This is a genomic window from Algimonas ampicilliniresistens (genome assembly GCF_030159955.1).
Taxonomy (GTDB): Bacteria; Pseudomonadota; Alphaproteobacteria; order Caulobacterales; family Maricaulaceae; genus Litorimonas; species Litorimonas ampicilliniresistens.
The window spans coordinates 1,430,689-1,449,551 of sequence record NZ_BSNK01000002.1 but is presented as its reverse complement, the minus strand read 5'-3'; the positions used below and the strand labels follow the sequence as shown (position 1 = coordinate 1,449,551).

At 56.5% G+C, this 18,863-nt stretch carries 18 protein-coding genes; 8 read left to right on the top strand and 10 right to left on the bottom strand.

Annotation, left to right across the window (positions count from 1 at the left end):
• The first annotated feature begins 24 nt into the window (after positions 1–24).
• Complete coding sequence (locus QQL54_RS14860; protein ID WP_284392245.1) at positions 25–1,473, top strand: MFS transporter; 1,449 nt, start codon at positions 25–27, stop codon at positions 1,471–1,473.
• Here QQL54_RS14860 and QQL54_RS14855 read toward each other — a convergent pair.
• The 8 genes from QQL54_RS14855 to QQL54_RS14820 all read right to left on the bottom strand — a co-directional run bounded on the left by QQL54_RS14855 (position 1,417) and on the right by QQL54_RS14820 (position 9,071).
• The gene (locus tag QQL54_RS14855; RefSeq protein ID WP_284392243.1) at positions 1,417–2,490 is read right to left on the bottom strand and encodes an acyl-CoA dehydrogenase family protein; all 1,074 of its coding nucleotides are present in this window, start codon (positions 2,488–2,490) and stop codon (positions 1,417–1,419) included. The two genes, QQL54_RS14860 and QQL54_RS14855, sit on opposite strands and share 57 nt — an antisense overlap.
• A 12-nt stretch (positions 2,491–2,502) precedes the next feature.
• Positions 2,503–3,714, bottom strand: a complete 1,212-nt coding sequence (locus tag QQL54_RS14850; protein WP_284392241.1) for an acyl-CoA dehydrogenase family protein — start codon at positions 3,712–3,714, stop codon at positions 2,503–2,505.
• A 6-nt stretch (positions 3,715–3,720) separates the two neighbouring features.
• Positions 3,721–4,179, bottom strand: coding sequence for a MaoC family dehydratase (locus QQL54_RS14845; RefSeq protein WP_284392239.1), 459 nt, complete (start codon positions 4,177–4,179; stop codon positions 3,721–3,723).
• A 27-nt stretch (positions 4,180–4,206) separates the two neighbouring features.
• On the bottom strand, positions 4,207–5,325 hold the full coding sequence (locus QQL54_RS14840; RefSeq protein WP_284392237.1) for an acyl-CoA dehydrogenase family protein: 1,119 nt from the start codon (positions 5,323–5,325) through the stop codon (positions 4,207–4,209).
• 71 nt (positions 5,326–5,396) lie between these two features.
• A complete protein-coding gene (locus QQL54_RS14835) occupies positions 5,397–6,581 on the bottom strand; it encodes an acyl-CoA dehydrogenase family protein (RefSeq protein ID WP_284392235.1) in 1,185 nt (394 codons plus the stop codon).
• Positions 6,578–7,492 carry an SDR family NAD(P)-dependent oxidoreductase gene (locus QQL54_RS14830; RefSeq protein ID WP_284392232.1) on the bottom strand — a complete coding sequence of 305 codons (915 nt, stop codon included), beginning with the start codon at positions 7,490–7,492 and terminating at the stop codon, positions 6,578–6,580. Before QQL54_RS14830 ends, QQL54_RS14835 begins: the two co-directional genes overlap by 4 nt.
• A 100-nt stretch (positions 7,493–7,592) precedes the next feature.
• Positions 7,593–7,895, bottom strand: a complete 303-nt coding sequence (locus QQL54_RS14825; protein ID WP_284392230.1) for a hypothetical protein — start codon at positions 7,893–7,895, stop codon at positions 7,593–7,595.
• A complete protein-coding gene (locus QQL54_RS14820) occupies positions 7,896–9,071 on the bottom strand; it encodes an acetyl-CoA C-acyltransferase (RefSeq protein ID WP_284392228.1) in 1,176 nt (391 codons plus the stop codon).
• A gap of 160 nt (positions 9,072–9,231) precedes the next feature.
• Between QQL54_RS14820 and QQL54_RS14815 the strand changes: the two genes are divergently transcribed.
• From QQL54_RS14815 to QQL54_RS14800, 4 genes are all read left to right on the top strand, one after another.
• A complete protein-coding gene (locus tag QQL54_RS14815; RefSeq protein ID WP_284392226.1) occupies positions 9,232–10,008 on the top strand; it encodes an enoyl-CoA hydratase/isomerase family protein in 777 nt (258 codons plus the stop codon).
• A gap of 80 nt (positions 10,009–10,088) precedes the next feature.
• The gene (locus tag QQL54_RS14810) at positions 10,089–11,423 is read left to right on the top strand and encodes a cation:proton antiporter (protein WP_284392224.1); all 1,335 of its coding nucleotides are present in this window, start codon (positions 10,089–10,091) and stop codon (positions 11,421–11,423) included.
• A gap of 70 nt (positions 11,424–11,493) precedes the next feature.
• Positions 11,494–11,772 carry a hypothetical protein gene (locus tag QQL54_RS14805; protein WP_284392221.1) on the top strand — a complete coding sequence of 93 codons (279 nt, stop codon included), beginning with the start codon at positions 11,494–11,496 and terminating at the stop codon, positions 11,770–11,772.
• Between the two features lie 61 nt (positions 11,773–11,833).
• Positions 11,834–13,945: a TonB-dependent receptor gene (locus QQL54_RS14800; protein WP_284392218.1), complete on the top strand. Its 2,112-nt coding sequence runs from the start codon at positions 11,834–11,836 to the stop codon at positions 13,943–13,945.
• Positions 13,946–14,132: 187 nt separating this feature from the next.
• Here the strand turns inward: QQL54_RS14800 and pyk are convergent, their stop codons facing one another.
• Entirely contained in the window at positions 14,133–15,521 is a 1,389-nt protein-coding gene (gene pyk, locus QQL54_RS14795) for a pyruvate kinase (RefSeq protein WP_284392216.1), read from the bottom strand.
• A 62-nt stretch (positions 15,522–15,583) separates the two neighbouring features.
• Complete coding sequence (locus QQL54_RS14790; RefSeq protein ID WP_284392214.1) at positions 15,584–16,213, bottom strand: LysM peptidoglycan-binding domain-containing protein; 630 nt, start codon at positions 16,211–16,213, stop codon at positions 15,584–15,586.
• A gap of 117 nt (positions 16,214–16,330) precedes the next feature.
• On the opposite strand from QQL54_RS14790, the gene QQL54_RS14785 reads away from it, so the two are divergent.
• Genes QQL54_RS14785 through QQL54_RS14775 form a run of 3 tightly spaced genes read left to right on the top strand, consistent with a single transcriptional unit; the run spans position 16,331 to position 18,860 of the window.
• A complete protein-coding gene (locus QQL54_RS14785; protein ID WP_284392212.1) occupies positions 16,331–17,080 on the top strand; it encodes a dienelactone hydrolase family protein in 750 nt (249 codons plus the stop codon).
• Between the two features lie 14 nt (positions 17,081–17,094).
• The gene (gene rnd / locus QQL54_RS14780; RefSeq protein WP_284392508.1) at positions 17,095–18,249 is read left to right on the top strand and encodes a ribonuclease D; all 1,155 of its coding nucleotides are present in this window, start codon (positions 17,095–17,097) and stop codon (positions 18,247–18,249) included.
• Positions 18,246–18,860 (top strand): RluA family pseudouridine synthase, encoded by a 615-nt coding sequence (locus QQL54_RS14775; protein ID WP_284392210.1) that lies wholly within the window; start codon positions 18,246–18,248, stop codon positions 18,858–18,860. Before rnd ends, QQL54_RS14775 begins: the two co-directional genes overlap by 4 nt.
• Positions 18,861–18,863 lie beyond the last annotated feature (3 nt).

Below are 18,863 nucleotides of genomic sequence, written 5' to 3'. Positions count from 1 at the left end.
TGAGCAGGCCGCCATGAACAGCGGGTGAAAACCCGCGACACCAGCACACTCAACCGGGTTTCCTATGGGGCCGGACATGGCCTCATCAGTGCGAAGAACATGCTCTTCCACTTCTTCTTTCTGTTCTACTTCGCCAATGTTTTAGGTCTGCCGGAATGGCAGGTCATGGCAGCGACATTCCTAGCCATTGTGATTGACGCCATATCCGATCCGGTCATGGGCCAGATCAGCGATAATACGCGGTCCAGACGGTGGGGTCGACGGCATGGGTGGATCCTAATTTCGAGCGTGCCAACCGCACTGGCTCTGACATTATTGTTCAGCCCACCAGACGGGATGAGTGAGACGGCGTTGTTCTTCTGGATGGCGGGATTCATGATCGGCACGCGGGTGATGATCACCGGTTACACCGTCCCCTACTTCGCCCTCGCCGCCGATATGAGCAGCCAATATGACGAACGAACCTCGATTGTCGGCCTGCGAACGATTTTCGAGAACCTCTTCAATTTACTGGTCTTCGTACTTGGATTTCTGGTCTTCCTGCCAGATCGAGCCGGGCTTGAGGATGGCATGTTGTTCGAGCTAGGCTATGCGCCACTGGCCCTGACACTCGGCCTTATCGGCATCATTGGGGCCTTGGTGATGACGGCGGGCACGTGGAACCGCTTACCCGCGACCCAGCCTCGCGACTGGAGCCCCGGCCCACCATGGCATCACGCCTTTAGCAATATCGCAAAAGCGTTCCGTTACGCCGAGTTCCGAACGCTCACGATTGGATTTTCACTTCTAGTCGCTCTCTATTCCTCGATCAGCCAACTCTCGATCTATGTGAGCGTCTATGTCTGGCGCTTCGATCAGGTGCAAAAGCTCATCGCCTCGCTTGTTCCCTTTGCCGTCATCATTCCGGCTGCGATTTTTGCGGGTTGGCTGTCACGCCGGAAAGACAAACGGATCGCCGTACTGTGGCTGACATGGACTTTCGGCCTATCCTTTTCGCTTCCTTTTGCGCTCTACCTATTAGGACTGACGCCGCCGCTCGGCTCTGACGCTTTGCTCTGGCTCGTCGCGATCACCAGCGGGACCGGATATGCGGGAATGGTCGGCGCTTTGATCCTATCCTATTCCATGATGGCGGATGTCTCAGATCTCGTGACTTTTAAGACGGGCCGTAAGCGCGAGGCGCTTTTATTCGCGTCCTTCACCTTTGCGAACAAACTCGCTTTTGCGATTGGCCTCGTCATGGCAACGCTCGGCTTGACCTTAATTGATTTGCCTGATGCCGCATTGCCCAGCGAAGTTGGCAATGAAACCACCCGTATGTTGGCCGTCTATTCCATTGCGATCAATCTGGGATTGGCGACATTGGCTTGGGCGTCATACCGCCGTTACGCCATGACGCGGACCCGCCATGCCGACCTACAGAAGCAACTCAGCCAGGCGCGCTCTGTGGAAGGCGGCATCTCCGAATTGTGAGGCAGCGAACATCGCCTTGCGGCGATAAAGCTGCGCGTCACAATCATAGGTGAAACCGAACCCGCCATGGAATTGGATTGAGCGGTCTGCGGCGTAAGATAGTGCGCCTTCCGCCTTGGCATTGGCCATACGCACCGCAATCTCGCCGTCACCCTGCTTCTCGCAATGGGTCGCCGCCGCATAAAGTAGCGACCGCGCATTCTCTGCATCCAGAAAGGCGTCGACCGTGGGGTGTTTGAGCGCTTGATAGGCGCCGATCAATTTGCCGAACTGTTTGCGGGTTTTCAGATAATCGACCGTATAGTCGACACAGGCTGCTGCAGCGCCAGACAGTTCTGCCGCTTGTAACAAGTTCGCGACCAGTTCGATGCGTTCCAGCGTTGCCACGGTCAGGTCCGCGGGCATCAGATCACTATCGTCAAACCTCGGCACGTCGAATGCGTAGCTTCGCTTGGTTTCATCAATGATGGTTTCGCGCCGCGCCTCGATCCGCTTGCGCGGGATGAGCGCCAATCGTGTTTCGCCCTCATGACGGACCGTCGTGATGACGATCTCTGCAGCGCCTAAATCCATCGCGAAAGTTTTGGTCTTGCCCTCCACCGCATCCAGATCCCACGCGCCGCTGGGCTCAAACAGAGCGACTGTTGCGATCGTGCCCGAGGCCAGTTTGGATAACCACTCGGCCTTCTGCGCATCTGTACCGCCTGTCAGGATAGCCTGCGCTGCTAGGTTTGTGGATAGGAAAGGCGAACTCATCAAATGTTTGCCCATCGCTTCAGCGACCGGAACCAAATCGGCCAATTCCAAACCGAGTCCGCCCTGCGCTTCCGGGATCGCGATACCCATCCAGCCCAGCTCCGCCATTTCTGTCCAGACGGCAAGATCAAACCCGTGTTCGTCTTGGATGAGCGCGCGCACGCGCGAAATCGGGCTCTTATCGGCGCAGAAGCGCATCGCCTGATCGCGCAGTTCAGCCTGCATCTCGGTCAGGGCAATTCTAGCGAGGTGACGAGTCATTAGCTCTTCGCCCTATTTGGACTTAGGGAGACCGAGGACGTGCTCCCCGACGATATTGCGTTGGATTTGCGAAGTGCCGCCGCCAATCGTGGCGGAGAAGGCGTTCAGATAAGATCGCTGCCAATACCCGTCTTCGCGACTATTCTCTTCGCCGACATAGTAGCCAGCCTGCGCCCCTTCGAGGTCTAGCGCCAGTTCCCCGGTTTCACGCGCATATTCCGTGAATTGCAGTTTGCTGAGTAGCGGCAAAGCAAAGGGTTTTTCGCTGACAAGCGGCGAGATTTTCGCGCGTTCACGGTTCGCCATCATCGCTTGCGCGTCGATAATGTGTTGCACCATCCGGTCGCGCATGACGGGGTCTTCTAAGGCAGGCTTCCCGTTTCGGATCGCCCGCTTGGCGAGGCCAAGAACTTCGAGTGGATCCGTCTGGCTCATCGTATAACCGCCAGCCTGTCCGCCGCGTGCGCCGCGCTCATACTCTAGCGTCCGCATCGCGACTTTCCAGCCGTCGCCCTCTTCGCCCATCAGCGTGTCCGCCGGGATATGCGCGTCGGTAAAGAAAGTCTGCGTGAAGCCAAACTCGCCAGTCAGCTTGCGAATTTTCGTGGTTTCAACGCCCGGAATACGCATTGGCGCGAGGAAGAAGGACAAGCCCGCATATTTGTTCGGCGCGTCGAAATTCGTCCGCGCCAGCAGGATCATATATTTCGCGTAATTGCCCTGCGTCGTCCAGATTTTGGAGCCGTTGAGGACATACTCGTCCTCACCTTGGGAATTAGTGGCACGGACCGCCTTAAGCTGCGCATTTCCGAGATCGGAGCCGTTATCCGGTTCGGAGAAGCCTTGGCACCAAATATCATCTGCCGAGAGGATGCCGGGTAGATATTTCCGCTTTTCTTCCTCCGTACCCGTATCGAGGATGAGCGGCCCAGCCCAACCAATGCCAATCGCGTTGAGCATGATTGGCACGTTGTATTTACGCATCACGCGGGTCGCCGCGTCCTGATGCGCTTGGGTCAGCCCGCCACCGCCATAATCCTTGGGCCAATGCGCACCGAGATAGCCTGCAGTGTAGACCTTATTTTGCCACGCGCGCAGAAACTCGAACTGCTCATCCGTGCCGACCTCCATAAAAGTCAGCGGCAACATGAACGGCACGTCGCGGGGCGTATGCTCCGCGAACCAAGCGTCGGCCTGTTGGGTAAATTCCTCGACGCTTATCATGGGGGTCTAGGTAAACAGAAGAGTCAGGGTTTCGGCGACCAAGGCCGGCTTATCTTCGCCTTCAATCTCGACTGTGACCTCCTGCGTCAGCAAGTGCTGACCCGGCGATTTTTCTTCATAGCCCGTCAGTTTGAAATGACCGCGAACCTTTTTACCGTTCTTGACCGGCGCGATGAAGCGCAGCTTGTTGAGACCGTAATTCACGCCCATGCGCGCACCGGCGATGGATGCGGCGGCGTCGCCATAGCTCATCTTCGGGATCAGCGAGAGGGTAAGAAAACCATGCGCAATCGTCGTGCCGAACGGCGTCATCTTCGCCATGTCAGGATTGACGTGAATGAATTGGTGATCGCCAGTACATTCGGCGAATTGGTTGATCCGCTCCTGATCGACTTCGATCCATTCCGATGTTCCCATCGCCTCACCGACGCGTCCCGCGATTTCATCTGCTTTGATAGCTGGCATTGTCACTCTCCCTCTTTGTTGTTTTTCTTAGAATGAATGCGCCTTGGCATGTTCATTCTGGTGATAGGCTGCGTCGCCGAGCAATTCCTGCAACACACGAATGCGCTTAAGGAACAGGCCAATATCATATTCGTCCGTCATGCCGACACCGCCATGCATTTGCACACCTTCAAGCGCGGCGAGTTTAGCCACATCGCCAAGTTTGGACTTCGCCATGGAACAATAACGGTCGGCTTTAGGATCACCGGCATCAAGCGCCGTCAGCGCGCCCAGAACGGCAGAACGCGCAATTTCCAGTTCAGAATAAAGATGACTAGACCGATGCTGCAATGCTTGGAAGCTACCAACCGCGACGCCAAATTGCTTGCGCTCTTTGATGTATTCGACCGTGGAGCGAAACGCTTCACCGCCCGCGCCGAGCAGTTCGGCAGCGACAATACCTCGACCCGCCGCCAACATTTTGTGCAGTGCAGCTTCGGCATTGCTGTCGCCGATCAGCGCATCGCCATCCACCTCGACATTATCGAGATCAATCCGCGCGGAATTATGCGCGTCGACCATGATCGTCCGTTCAATCTCGACGCCCTTGGCCTTGGGGTCCACGAGGAAGAACGCCAGACCGTCATCCGTCTTGGCGGCGACAATCAGTTGATCAGCCGCGTGACCGTCCACGACCATCGCTTTAGAGCCGTTAAGCCGGAAGCCATTACCGGATTTTTCCGCCGTCGTTTCGATGCCCGCCGGATTGTGCTTTGGGCCTTCATCCAAGGCGACCGCCATGACCGTTTCGCCGGACGCGATCTTCGGCAGCCATGTATTCTTTTGGTCATCGGAGCCCGCTTCGCGCAGCACCGTCGCGGCAAGAATGGCCGTTGATAGAAAGGGCGACGCCGTCAGATTGCGGCCCATTTGTTCCGCCAGCAAGCCTGCCGCTTGAAAGCCCATATCAACCCCGCCATGATCTTCGCCAATGGCAATGCCCGCAAAGCCCATATCGGCCATTTCGGACCATAGCGCCCGGTCAAAACCGGTTTCGTCCCGCTCATCACGGAGTTTTCGCAGGGCCTTTACAGACGCCTTATCAGCAAAGAAGCCTTCCGCCGTATCGCGGAGCATCACTTCATCTTCGTTGAGAACTAGAGCCATTGTCTGCTCACCTTATTGGGTCTGAATAGTGGAAAGGCGCGCTCGTGAGCGCGCCTCAAAAAATAGATGCGTTAAGCGCCGGGCAATTGGAGGATGTGCTTGCTGATAATGTTCAACTGAATCTCAGACGTGCCGCCCTCAATTGAGTTCGCCTTTGTCCGCAGCCAACCACGCGCCAGCTTGCCATCCTTGGACCGTTCGCTTTCCCATTCCAGCCCGTCATGACCGGCGGAGTCCATCATCAGTTCAAACTTCCGCTTATTCAGCTCCGTGCCGTAATATTTCAGCATCGAACTGTCCGCGCCCATGCTCTGACCCGCTTTCGATTCTGCCAGTTTACGGGACATGGTCAGGCCAAAGGCCCATTCGTCGATTTCCGCTTCTGCGATTTTGGCGCGCAGCATCGGGTCAGACAAACGGTCGGCATCGTCTAAGCCGAGGCTCATCGCTGCGATTTCGTGCAACGGTCGCATCGAGCTATTGCCCGCGCCAATGCCTTCGCGTTCATGCGTCAGCAGATATTTCGCAATCGTCCAGCCTTTGTTTTCTTCACCGACGAGGTTTTTCTTCAGAACCTTCACATCCTCAAAGAAAGTTTCGCAGAAGGGTGACCGGCCAGAGATCAGCTTGATCGGACGGGCTTCAACGCCCGGTGTTTCCATATCGAAGAGAACGAAGGAAATGCCATAATGTTTGCCCTGCGTGTTGTCGGTCCGGACGAGACAGAAAATCCAGTCTGCTTTGTCCGCATAGGACGTCCAAACCTTCTGGCCATTGACGATCCAGTGATCGCCTTTGTCTTCAGCTTTGGTCGCGAGTGCGGCGAGATCGGACCCGGCATTGGGTTCTGAATAGCCTTGGCACCAGCGGATTTCACCGCGCGCAATTTTGGGCAAATGTTCGGCTTTCTGTTCGTCATTGCCGAACTTCAACAAGGCTGGGCCAAGCATCCAAATACCGAAGCTGGTTAGCGGCGAACGCGCGCCAATGCGGCGCATTTCGCCGAGCAGAACCTTCTCTTCCACGCGCGTCAGGCCCGCACCGCCATATTCAGTGGGCCAGGTCGGCACGGTCCAACCCTTGGCCGACATGCGCTCAAGCCAGACCTTCTGTGCATCGCTTGAAAACTCAAAGTTGCGACCGCCCCAGCAGACATCTGTGTCGCCTGTAATCGGCGTGCGCATCTCTTCCGGGCAATTTTCTTCTAGCCAGACGCGTGTATCCGCGCGGAATGTGTCCAGATCAGTCTTGCTCATTTGGCAAACTCCCCATTCGCGATGCGGGTCAGGAACTTCGCGCCCTGCTGCCCGCCATTGGTAAACTCTTCCATGCCCTCATTGGACGCAATCCGGTCCCAATGCGCGGCGACATTCTCAGCCGTCTGTTCGCCTTCGGACAGGTTGATCCCTTGGGTCTCAAACACTTTGGTCAGCGCATAACCGCCCGCGCCCGCGGCGAGAATAACCCGGTTCGGCGCATCGTCACAGACAAGATAGACCAGCCCTGCACTCACCGGCTCAACCTTGAGCTTCTCAAGGATTTCTTCAGGCATCAGCCCTTCGGTCATGCGAGAACGTGCCGTTGGCGACAGCGTGTTGATGCGGATATCGTATTTTGCGCCTTCGAGGCACAATGTGCGCATGAAGCCCGACAGGCCCGCCTTGGCCGCGCCGTAATTGGTTTGGCCGAAATTGCCATACATACCAGAACTACTCGTCGTCATAACGATCCGACCATATTGGTTGGCCTTCATATGGTTCCAGACGGCCTTAGTGCAGACCGCCGAACCTTTGAGGTGAACCGCGACAACCAGGTCCCAGTCGGCCATCGTCATTTTGGAAAAGGATTTATCGCGCAGGATACCGGCATTGTTGACGAGGATATCGACTTTGCCAAATCGTTCGATAGCCTCGGCGACCATCGCTTCAACTTCGTCTTCTTTTGTGACGTTGGCACCATTAGCCATGGCCTCGCCGCCCATGGCTTCGATCTCAGCGACAACTTTTTGCGCCATCGTTTCCGAACCGCCCGTGCCGTCGACTGATCCGCCCAGATCATTGACGACGACTTTGACACCGCGCGCGGCCAGAGCCAGCGCATGGGAGCGGCCTAGACCGCCGCCCGCGCCCGTAACAATTGCGACGCGGTTATTGAACTCGATGGACATGAAAGGCCTTTGGGTAACGAGGTTGTAAGTTTGGTATTCTTCCGCGCCGGAGCGCGCAAGGGAGCGGCGGTAAGGGCCGCGTATGTGATGGGTTGCGTCTTCAAACTTTAGCCATCTTCAGTTTCACTATTATAAAAAGTAAAGCCGGAGCTTTCCCTTTTGAAGGCTCCCCAACAAGTTCATCAATTTCTTCAAAAGTGACACTCGCGTTGGGCGATCTTTGTATTAAAATATCATCTGACAGAAAGTCGTCCGCCCTGAGCAATTCTGGGGCTAAGAATTCAACATCCGATGATGAGGAGGCTTCTACAAAAATAATTTTGTAGAAGCCTCTGTTTTTTAACGTTCCTTCGGAACTTACGACAAAGTTTTCACCATGCGCTAAGCATCGGAACCAACGCATTTAAGCGACTTCGAAAAGACCCGCTGCGCCCATGCCGCCGCCGATGCACATTGTGCTGACGACATATTTTGCACCGCGACGTTTACCTTCGATTAGGGCGTGGGCGCTCATGCGCGCGCCGCTCATACCGTAAGGGTGACCGACCGAGATTGCGCCGCCATTGACGTTGAGCTTTTCCATCGGAATGCCGAGTTGATCGGCACAGTAAAGTACTTGAACCGCGAACGCCTCATTCAGCTCCCACAGATCAATATCCTCCATTGTCAGGCCAGCCTGCGCGAGCAGTTTCGGCACGGCATAGATTGGGCCAATGCCCATCTCGTCCGGCTCTAGGCCTGCGACAGCCATGCCGCGATAATAACCCAGAGGCGACAGGCCGCGTTTTTCAGCAGTTTTAGCGTCCATCAGGACAGAGACAGACGCGCCGTCAGACAGTTGTGAGGCGTTACCCGCCGTGATCGTCTTGTCCGGGCCCAAAACAGGCTTCAGCCCCTGCAGACCTTCGAGCGTCGTGGACGGACGATTGCCCTCATCCTTTTCCAGCGTCACGTCTTGCTTAGAGACTTCACCCGTTTCACGGTCCTTGACCATCATGGTCGAAGCCAGCGGAACAATTTCGTCGTCAAATGCACCCGCTTGCTGCGCCGCGTGTGTGCGTTGCTGGCTCATCAGTGCATATTCATCCATCCGGTCACGCGAAACTTTGTAGCGATCAGCGACGATCTCAGCAGTCTGCAACATCGGCATGTAAGCCGCCGGGTGATTAGCGATCACTTTCGGATCGGGCGCGACGCGCATTTCTGGGGTCTGCACCATAGAGATACTGTCCACGCCGCCGCCAATGGCGATATCCATTTCGCCGCACATGATCTTGCGCGCAGCAATACCGATGGCGACCATACCGGATGAACATTGACGATCCACGCTCATGGCCGGAACCGTCACAGGCAGGCTAGAGGCGAGAACTGCGTTGCGGCCGACCGTGACCTGCACGCCCTGCTGCAACGCGCAGCCGATAACGACATCTTGGATTTCAGCACCGTCAACGCCAGCACGCTTGACCGCGTGGTCGATACAGTGACCAGCCAATGTTGGGGACGGCGTGGCGTTGAACGCGCCGCGATAGGCGCGGCCAATCGGGGTTCGGGCTGTGGATACAAGGACGGCTTCGCGCATGGGTGGCTCCTAAAGTGAATTCTTATCGACGTGTTGGAGGCCTTTTGCGGGTCAAAGACCAAGAAGGCAAGTTTACGTTAACGTAAACATCCATGCGATATTGTTGCCCCATCGATCGCTGTCTCTTTGCAAGCCGTTTTCCCTGCCCTAGACAGGCTGGATGGATACAATCGAAATCGAACGCGATGCAGGCTGGGCCACGATCTGGCTCAACCGACCCGAGCGCCGCAACGCCATGAATGACCTCATGATCGACGAACTCATGGCCACCTTCACGGCCTTGGAGTTAGATATGACGGTTCGCGGCGTGACGATGCGAGGACGCGGCGGGTTTTTCTGCGCGGGCGGTGATCTGAACAGCTTTCAGGTCTATCAGTCTGACGAAAAGACACTGGCTGAAACGGCGGCCTTTAACCGCCGGATTGGTACGATGCTCGATGCCTTTAATCATTTGCCGAAACCGACCCTCGTTCTGGTCGAGGGGGCCGCGATTGCGGGTGGGCTCGGCCTGATGTGTTGCGCCGACGTCATCGCAACTACGCCAGACGCCAAATTCAGCCTCACGGAGACCATGATCGGCATTCCGCCTGCGCAGATTGCACCGTTCGTCGTCGCCCGCGTTGGGCTCTCAACAGCGCGGCGCATCATGTTAACAGGCGCGCGGTTTGACGGGACCGAAGCTCACGCGCTTGGCCTTGCGGATTATGCCACTGATGATCTGGACGCCGTTCAGGCTAGCGTGCGGCGTGGCGTCAGAAAATGTGCGCCGGGCGCCAATGCCGCGACCAAGGCGCTTATCCTCAGCAGCACGACTCTCTCTCGCGATGACGCGCTCGACCGCGCAGCGGACTCCTTCGCCGCCTGTCTTCGGAGCGATGAAGGCCGCGAAGGCGTGGCGAGTTTTCTGGAAAAGCGAAAGCCGAACTGGGCGGGATAGAGATCCAAGCCTGATCATATTCCAGTCCAATCATCGGTAAACCGGGATTGCCCCTGCCGATCTAACTGTTACACCCGGCCATGCTTTCAATCTTTGAAATTGCAGCGCTGCTGCTTGTCCTCTCTGCGGTTCTCTCTTGGATCAACCGCGCCTATCTAAAATTGCCGCACACAATTGGTCTATTAGTGATGGCGTTGCTGGCGTCATTTCTGCTCATCGGGCTCCACGCCATCGCCCCCGGACTGCAAGTCTATGAGACTATAACGGGAGCGATTGGGCAGATCGATTTCAACGAAACGCTGATGAAGGGCATGTTGGGCTTTTTGCTCTTTGCCGGCGCGCTACATGTCGATTTCGCCAAGCTACGCGACGCAAAATGGTCGATTGGCTTGATGGCAACGTTCGGCGTGGTGCTGTCTACCTTCATCGTCGGCACAGGCTTCTGGTTGCTGGCCGGTCTGTTTAATGTCGAACTACCCTATATTTGGGCGCTGGTTTTTGGCGCACTGATTAGTCCGACGGATCCCGTCGCTGTACTGTCGATCCTGAAGACCGTGAAAATGCCCAAGTCGCTCGAAACCAAGATTGCGGGCGAAAGCCTGTTCAATGATGGGGTCGGCGTTGTTGTCTTCACCCTGATCCTCGCCATCGCAACGGGCGGTGCCACAGCACATGCCATGATGGACACCACCCTATTGGCGGGGCCAATCATGGCGACCACGCCGGGTGCAAGCATTGGCGTACTGGACGTGGTTGAGCTCTTCATGGTCGATGCGGTCGGCGGCGGCGTGCTTGGCCTGATCGCAGGCTGGATCGGCTATCAGATGATGGAGCGGATCGACGAACCCGCCATCGAAATCTTGATCAGTCTGGCGCTCGTCGCTGGAACCTACGCCATCGCGCAGCGCATCGACATTCTTGGCCACCATCTCTCCGGCCCAATCGCGGTCGTCGTAGCAGGCCTGATGATTGGCAATAAGGGCGCGGCCTTTGCCATGTCCGATAAGACCCGCGAAGCGCTGTTTGGCTTTTGGGAGATGATCGACGAAATCCTCAATTCGGTTCTCTTCCTGTTGATCGGGTTGGAACTCCTCGTGCTCGGCCTCTCACCAAGCTTTGGAATTATCACACTCATCGCTATCCCGCTGGTCCTGCTCGCCCGACTTTGTGCCGTTTACGTACCCATGAAGGCGCTCGGTACGTTCAAGACCTTTACCCAAGGGGCAATCCCGGTACTGACATGGGGCGGTGTGCGCGGCGGTATCTCAGTCGCATTGGCGCTGTCTCTGCCCGACAATGAGTATAAACCTCTGATTCTGACCGCGACCTATGGCATCGTCGTCTTCTCTATCATCGTGCAGGGTCTCACGATCAAAAACGTCGTGCAGCGCACGGTCGATCCGAAGTTGCTTTGATCTATTGATCCACGCCAATAATGTGATTAGGTAACGCTCCGTGACCCGCTCACCGTTCATACCATCTGGCATGAAGACGCTCGCCGTCCTGTTTGCCGCTCTGTTCATGTTTGCACAGGGCATGGCGCAGGCGCACGTCGTCGAATTTGGCGCCAGTCACGAACATGACGGCGTTGCCTGTACAGTCTCAGTACTCGGTGAAGATCAGGCTATTGCACCTGTTCCACTTGAGACCGAAACCGTTCCGGTGGACGAAAGTCCGGTCATCACACTGCGTCCGACCAAAACAGTCACATTCCAAAACGCTCATCCTTGCCGGGCCCCGCCACCGCGAGCCCCACCCCACTAGACTTCACACCTCTTAAACCGGGGCAACGCCCCAAACGCACTCGTTTTGTGAAGTCTATTCCATGTCTAAATATCTTATGGGCTCTGCCCAAGTGGCTCTTCTGAGCCTATCTGTCGTCCTTTCCGCACAGGCGCAGGATACCCTACCCTTCGAAGACGAAATCATCGTCACCGGCTCTCCCCTCGCCCGCTCAGTTGACGAAGCCATTACGGGTGTCTCTGTCCTATCTGGCGAAGAACTGTCACGCCGCCTCGGAAGCACGATCGGCGAAACACTGAAAGCCGAACCTGGCGTATCTTCTACCTTCTTCGGAGCCGGCGCTTCGCGGCCCATCATTCGTGGACAAGGCGGAGACCGAGTTCGTGTTCTGACCAACGGCATTGGATCTATTGACGCCTCATCAGCGTCCCCAGATCATGCCGTCGCAGCTGAACCGGCCCAAGCAGAACAAATCGAGGTTCTTCGCGGCGCTGGTATTCTCCGTTATGGGAGCTCTGGCGCAGGCGGCATCGTGAATGTCATCGACGGACGTATCCCAACAGTCGTGCCAGAGGGCGGTACGGAGGCGGACTTCCGCATGAGCGCAACCACTGTCGATAGCGGGTTCGAAGCGGCGGCTTCAGTCGATCAGGCACTTGGCAGCAATCTCGTTCTGCATCTGGACGGCACATTCCGTGACGCCGGTGACTTCCGTATTCCTGACTTCGCCGAGAGTGCTGCTTTACGGGCCGAGGAAGAGGCGGAAGAAGAAGAGCATGGTGATGAAGATCATGATGAGCATGACCATGAAGAGGAAGAAGAAGTCCGCGGTCGCTTGCCGAATAGTTTCGTGGAAACAAAATCCGCCACTGTTGGACTAAGCTGGATCGGGGAGCGTGGTTTCTTCGGCGCAGCTTTGCACCGCTTTGAATCGGATTACGGCATCCCCGGCGGCCATGAACACGGCCACGAGGAAGACGAAGATCATGACGATGAAGATCACGATGATGAGGATCATGACGAAGAAGAGGAAGAAGAAAACGTCACCATCGGTCTGGAGCAAACCCGTCTTGACGTGAACGCCGCCCTAGAGCTGGACGGCGTCTTCGAAAGGTTGCAATTCTTCGGCGGTTATGCCGATTACACGCATACGGAGTTCGAAGGTCCGGGCGTGGTCGGGACCGTTTTCGCCAATGAGGGCTATGAAGGCCGACTTGAGTTGGTGCAGCGTCAACAAGGGAGTTGGTCTGCGGCGCACGGCATACAACTCCGCACCCGCGAATTCTCTGCCATCGGCGAAGAGGCCTTCGTCCCGCCCACTGAAACACGGCAATATGCCGCCTATACCTTCCATGAGATTGATACGGGCGATTGGCATTTTGAAGGCGCTGGTCGGATCGAACTAACCGATCAGGAAAACACCGTTACCGGTGCATCGCGCGATTTCACCGCTATCAGCCTCAGCGGCGGGGCCGACGTTCACCTCAGTGAAACGGTCCGGCTCGGAGCGACGCTATTCCGTACAGAACGCGCGCCGTCGACTGAGGAGCTGTTCTCCAATGGTCCCCACTTAGCGACCAACCAGTTCGAAATTGGCGATATTACGCTGGATAAGGAAACGGCACTGGGCGGCGAAGTCGCGTTCAGACACCGGGCGGACAATCATGCGGTAACAGTCAATCTGTTCTATACGAGCTATGACGACTATATTTTTGAGACTGAGACCGGTGCAGAAGAAGACGAACTGCCTGTATTCCAGTTTGTCGGCGAGGACGCAGAATTCTACGGTATCGAAGCTTTAGGACAGCTTGACCTGTTCGAAGCCGGCCGCTGGACTGTCAGTGGCGATGCGCTAGCAGAATATGTTCAAGCAGAAACCGATACTGAGAATTTGCCCCGCATTCCGCCCCTATCCATCCTGGCCGGGTTGGAAGCACAAAGCGACGCTGTCACCTTGCGGGCGGAAGTAGACTGGGCTGACGACCAGACCGAAACTGCCCCGTTTGAACGAGGCACTGAAGGCTACACTTTAGTCAATTTGTTCGCTCGATATGACTTTGGTGACAAAATCGGATTCTCGTTGGGTGTAAACAATCTATTCGATAAGGACGCGCGCCAGCACACCTCCTTCCTGAAGGACGATCTGCCGCTGCCAGGTCGGAACCTCAGGTTCACAGTCACCGCTAAACTTTAAAACTGTTTCGCCTCCAGCAGGTGTCACGACCTCCCTTGGAGACTGTTCCAACTTCAAGGGAGACCTGTTTCGACAGGTTAGGCGGCTGATTAGACGGTTTCGTCTTTAACGTCGTTGTGAACTCCCTTGGGGGCATACCCCGCCTTCAAGGGAGACTTTTTGCCCAAAACTTGAACAATCGACGTGGCTAAACCGTGTCGATTTTCAGCGTATTCGTCGTTCCCGGCACGCCGAAGGGGACGCCTGCGCTGATCATGATGCGATCGCCGCTCTCTAGCCCGACGCCTTTAGCGAGATCCCGCACACGCCCGAGCATATCTTCGAAACTGGCTGGGTCTTCAGTCACGACGGGATGTGTCCCCCAAATAAGCGCAAGGCGAGCCGCTGTGCCAGCGTCCGGCGTCAGACCAATGATTCGGCACGGCGGACGTTCTCGCGCGATACGCTGAACGGTAGACCCCGTGCGCGTATATCCGAACACGGCCTTCGCATTGATCGTTCGGGCGATGGTCTCAACCGAACGCGAGATGGCGTCTTCCGCGCTGGATTCATGCGGCAGCGTCGTCTGTTCAAAATATTCCCACAGGATCGGATCACCTTCGGCGGCGGTGATAATTCGGTCCATGATTGCAACGGCCGTTGCCGGATGGCGGCCGACGGCAGTCTCAGCCGACAGCATAACGCAGTCCGCACCCTGATAAATCGCTGTGGCCACATCGGAGGCTTCGGCGCGCGTCGGCGTCGGGGCGTCGATCATGCTCTCCAGCATGTGGGTCGCAACTATAACGGGTTTACCCAGTTCACGGCCTTTGCGGATAATTTTGCGCTGAACGACTGGAACCTCTTCAAGCGGCAGTTCCACACCTAAATCACCGCGCGCGACCATAGCGGCGTCCGCGATAGCAAGAATATCGTCGAGATCTTCGACGGCGGAAGGTTTCTCGATCTTGACGATAATCCCGGCGCGATCGCCGACGATTTTCCGAGCATCAATGACGTCTTGCGCATTTTGCACAAAAGACAAAGCGATCCAGTCCGCCCCATGTTCAAGCGCGAACGCCATGTCTTCACGGTCTTTATTCGTCATTGCCGACATCGGCAGTACTGCATTGACGACGTTGATCCCTTTGCGAGATTTCAGCAGTCCCGGCACATCGATACGCGCCTCGGTCTCGCTAATCATTGTGGCTTGTAGCTTGCCGTCGTCAAATTTCAGAACGAGACCGGGCTTGAGGATTTTTTCTAGCTCTGGGTGCGGGTGGACGATGGCGCCCTCTGACGCATCATCGGACCGAACTACGGAGACAGTATCGCCGTAGCGGAGCTCTAGCCCCTCACCCATCTCCCCCACACGGAGTTTCGGACCCTGCATATCGGCGACAATGGCAATCGGATGACCGACCTGCTCTGAGATTGATCGGATCGTTTTGATATTGGCGAGGTGGTCTTCGTGACTGCCGTGACTGAAGTTCAGTCGGAACGCATCAACGCCGACCTCATGCAGAAGCCGCATTGTGTCTGGGGCTCGTGAGGCTGGACCAAGGGTTGCCAGGATTTTGGCGAAACGTTTGCGCATGCCCCCGCCTAGCGGAGACAGCGCTGTCATGCACCCTAAAAGTCGGTTTTATGGTCGAATGGCTAGCAGCGAGACGCAGGTAGATTGAGCGTCTGGCCGATATCGATACCGAAATCAGACCGAATGCCGTTGGCTGTCATGATTTCAGTGATCGGTGTACATAAGCGCCGTGACAGCGAGTAAACCGTATCGCCGGGCTGGACCGTATAATTCGACGCCGTCGGCACATTGGCTGCCGTGCTGGACCTTGCAGCCGGTTCGTCCGTCACAATGATGTTTTGCGCATAATCGTAGGCAATCGGTCTGGGTCCGCTGACAGGTGCGGATTGTGGCACGGGCTGAGGCGCAGATTGGGGCGCTGGGGTCGCAGGCTGCGCTTGCGCACCTTCGGCCACAAAAATAGCATAACCGGGCGTGCCCTCCATAGCGTCGGCATTATAGGCCTGTTCCGTCGGAGACGTACTTTGACCATTGTCGTGGTTCGCAACAATTGTGGTTGAGCCCTGCATGACAGGTTCGATTGTGGCTTTCGCATAGGTCGGCTCTATCGTCGTCTGAGCGGCCACCTGTACATTGGGCGCTGTCTCAGGCGCACCATATTTCGACGAATATTGATAATTCGGGTTTTCCTGAACGGTCGAGCAGGCTCCAAGCAAAAGAGCGGCTCCAAGGGTAAGAATGCGGGCGGACATGTCTGTCTCCATTAAATTTCCAGCGAAAGCTGCGCGAATAGAGTCAATTTTCGGTTAAGGCGGGCTTTCGATTGTCGCGAAGACAGGCTATCCGTCGCGCGATTTAACGAGGACTTCATGACAATTTCGACCAAAACATTCGAATATGCGGACGGCGACACAAATTGTGTTGGCTATTTGGCGTGGGACGAGAGCATTGTTCGCGCCAAACCCGGCATTCTAGTCAACCACGCTTGGTCGGGCCGGGATGACTTTGCTGAGAGCGTCACCGTGCAGATGGCCGCCAACGGCTATGTCGGGATCGCGCTCGATAATTACGGTGCTGGCGCGCGCCCGGAAACGGTCGATGACAAAATGGCCCTGATGGGACCGCTCAAGGAAGATCGCGCAGCCCTGCTCAAACGTCTCACGGCTGGGTATAAGGCTGCAGCCGCCTTGGACATGGTTGACGAGACAGCCATGGCGGCCATCGGATTCTGTTTTGGTGGACTCTGTACGCTCGATATGGCCCGCGCGGGTCTCGATCTTAAAGCTGCGGTCTCTTATCATGGCCTGCTGGATGCGCCGGATCTCAAAGGTGGCAAAATCGTTGCCGATATCCTCGCCTGTCATGGCTGGGACGATCCAATGGCACCGCCTGACCATGTTATTACTTTTGGCGAGGAGATGGTCGCAGCGGGTTGCGACTGGACCTTGATGACCTTTGGCAACACCCAACACGCCTTTATGGTCCCGGACGCTAATGATGCAGATTTGGGTTTGAAATATAACAAGACCGCAGCCGCTCAGAGCTGGGCGGCCACTTATGATCTGCTGCGCAAACATTTCGAGCTGCACGGCGTCGATAGCGCAGAGGGCACAGCATAACCGATCCAGTCGACATTACCGTCATTCGTGACACGGATGCGCTTGCGCTATTCTGCGAGGATGCCCGTGAGCATGACTTTGTCTGCGTTGATACGGAGTTCATGCGGGAAACCACATTCTACTCCATTCTGTGCCTCATTCAGCTAGCCACGCCGGACAACGAAGTCATTGTCGACCCGATGGCCGAAAACATCGACATGTCGCCCTTTGTCGACTTGTTGATGGACGATACGGTCGTCAAAGTCATGCATGCGGCGCGGCAGGACATGGAAATCTTCTATGAGATGTGCGACGGCACTGTTCCTGGTCCAATCTTCGATACGCAAGTCGCCGCCATGGCCGCTGGGTTCGGTGATAGTGTCGGCTATAGCGGGCTCGTCAAAGGCCGGCTTGGCATCAGTCTCGATAAGGGCGCCCGCTTCACAGATTGGTCCCGCCGTCCGCTCTCCGACAAACAACTCTCCTACGCTCTGGCCGATGTGACACATTTGCGCGATCTGTTCCCGCCTATGGTCGACGAATTGGAAGAGGCGGGCCGTCTGTCTTGGGTGATGGAAGAAATGGCACCGCAGATGGAGGAGAGCCTCTACACCTTTGATCCTGAAGAGGCTTGGCAACGGCTAAAAGTCCGCAATCCGCGCAAACCTTATCTCGCCGCTTTGCGAGCCGCTGCTGCTTGGCGTGAACAGGAAGCCATTGACCGCGACGTCCCGCGCCGACGGGTTCTGAAGGACGATGCGATCTATGATCTCGCCACACAGAAACCGCGGACGCTGGATGCGCTTGGTAAGTTGCGCGGCATCCCACGCGGGTTCGAGCGCTCCAAGGCCGCAAAATCATTGATCGATAAAATGAACGAGGCCCTTAAGAATGCTGACGATTACGCACCGATCGTGACCAAACCGCTGGCCATGCCGCCTAATCTGGGGCCGCGTGTTGAAATGCTGAAAACCCTGCTGCGACTACGCACCGAAGTTGAAGGCATAGCCCCCCGTCTGGTAGCCGGTGCCCGCGACATCGACCAACTCGCCGCTTTTGGTGAGAGCGCAGACATTCAAGCCCTCAAGGGATGGCGGCGCACGCTCTTCGGCGAAGATGCTTTGGCATTGCTTCGTGGTGAGATTGGCTTGCGGCTCGACGGCGATGATGTGGTCGCAGAGCGGCTGTGATTCCTGTCCTTTATGAGGATGACGACCTCCTCTTTATCGACAAGCCCGCTGGACTTTTGAGTGTCCCCGGCAAGACCGAGCCGGATTGCGTCGAAGCCCGGTTACGGGCGCGTTATCCCGGCACGCTGACGGTGCACCGCCTTGATATGGCAACCAGTGGCGTCATGGTCTTCGCCCGCAACAAGGCGGCTCAGCGCCATATCGGCCTACAATTTGAACGCCGCCATTTGAAAAAACGCTACATTGCCGTCGTAGATGGTATCGTTGAGCCGGATGAAGGCCATATCGACCTGCCCCTGCGCGCCGACTGGCCAAATCGCCCCTTGCAGATGGTCTGTCATGAACAGGGCCGCGCGAGCCAGACAGACTGGCGCGTTCTGGAACGTGGCGAGGACCGGACACGGTTAGAACTCACGCCGTTAACGGGTCGCAGCCATCAGTTGCGCGTTCACCTGAAAGCGATCGGCCACGTCATTTTAGGCGATGAGTTTTATGCCAGCGGGCCCCAGCTGGCCGCCAGCGATCGACTTTTACTCCACGCCGAGACTTTGAGCCTGTTCAAACCATCGGGCGGAGACTGGCTTAGTGTGAGCGCGCCCGTTCCGTTTTAGGAG

Coding starts and splice junctions, on each gene's coding strand:
- QQL54_RS14840 (WP_284392237.1), bottom strand. CDS start 5,325: ATGGCTCTAGTTCTCAACGAAGATGAAGTGATGCTCCGCGATACGGCG.
- QQL54_RS14800 (WP_284392218.1), top strand. CDS start 11,834: ATGTCTAAATATCTTATGGGCTCTGCCCAAGTGGCTCTTCTGAGCCTA.
- QQL54_RS14845 (WP_284392239.1), bottom strand. CDS start 4,179: ATGCCAGCTATCAAAGCAGATGAAATCGCGGGACGCGTCGGTGAGGCG.
- pyk (WP_284392216.1), bottom strand. CDS start 15,521: ATGCGCAAACGTTTCGCCAAAATCCTGGCAACCCTTGGTCCAGCCTCA.
- QQL54_RS14810 (WP_284392224.1), top strand. CDS start 10,089: ATGCTTTCAATCTTTGAAATTGCAGCGCTGCTGCTTGTCCTCTCTGCG.
- QQL54_RS14835 (WP_284392235.1), bottom strand. CDS start 6,581: ATGAGCAAGACTGATCTGGACACATTCCGCGCGGATACACGCGTCTGG.
- QQL54_RS14850 (WP_284392241.1), bottom strand. CDS start 3,714: ATGATAAGCGTCGAGGAATTTACCCAACAGGCCGACGCTTGGTTCGCG.
- QQL54_RS14855 (WP_284392243.1), bottom strand. CDS start 2,490: ATGACTCGTCACCTCGCTAGAATTGCCCTGACCGAGATGCAGGCTGAA.
- QQL54_RS14815 (WP_284392226.1), top strand. CDS start 9,232: ATGGATACAATCGAAATCGAACGCGATGCAGGCTGGGCCACGATCTGG.
- QQL54_RS14790 (WP_284392214.1), bottom strand. CDS start 16,213: ATGTCCGCCCGCATTCTTACCCTTGGAGCCGCTCTTTTGCTTGGAGCC.
- QQL54_RS14825 (WP_284392230.1), bottom strand. CDS start 7,895: ATGCGTTGGTTCCGATGCTTAGCGCATGGTGAAAACTTTGTCGTAAGT.
- QQL54_RS14805 (WP_284392221.1), top strand. CDS start 11,494: ATGAAGACGCTCGCCGTCCTGTTTGCCGCTCTGTTCATGTTTGCACAG.
- QQL54_RS14830 (WP_284392232.1), bottom strand. CDS start 7,492: ATGTCCATCGAGTTCAATAACCGCGTCGCAATTGTTACGGGCGCGGGC.
- QQL54_RS14820 (WP_284392228.1), bottom strand. CDS start 9,071: ATGCGCGAAGCCGTCCTTGTATCCACAGCCCGAACCCCGATTGGCCGC.
- QQL54_RS14785 (WP_284392212.1), top strand. CDS start 16,331: ATGACAATTTCGACCAAAACATTCGAATATGCGGACGGCGACACAAAT.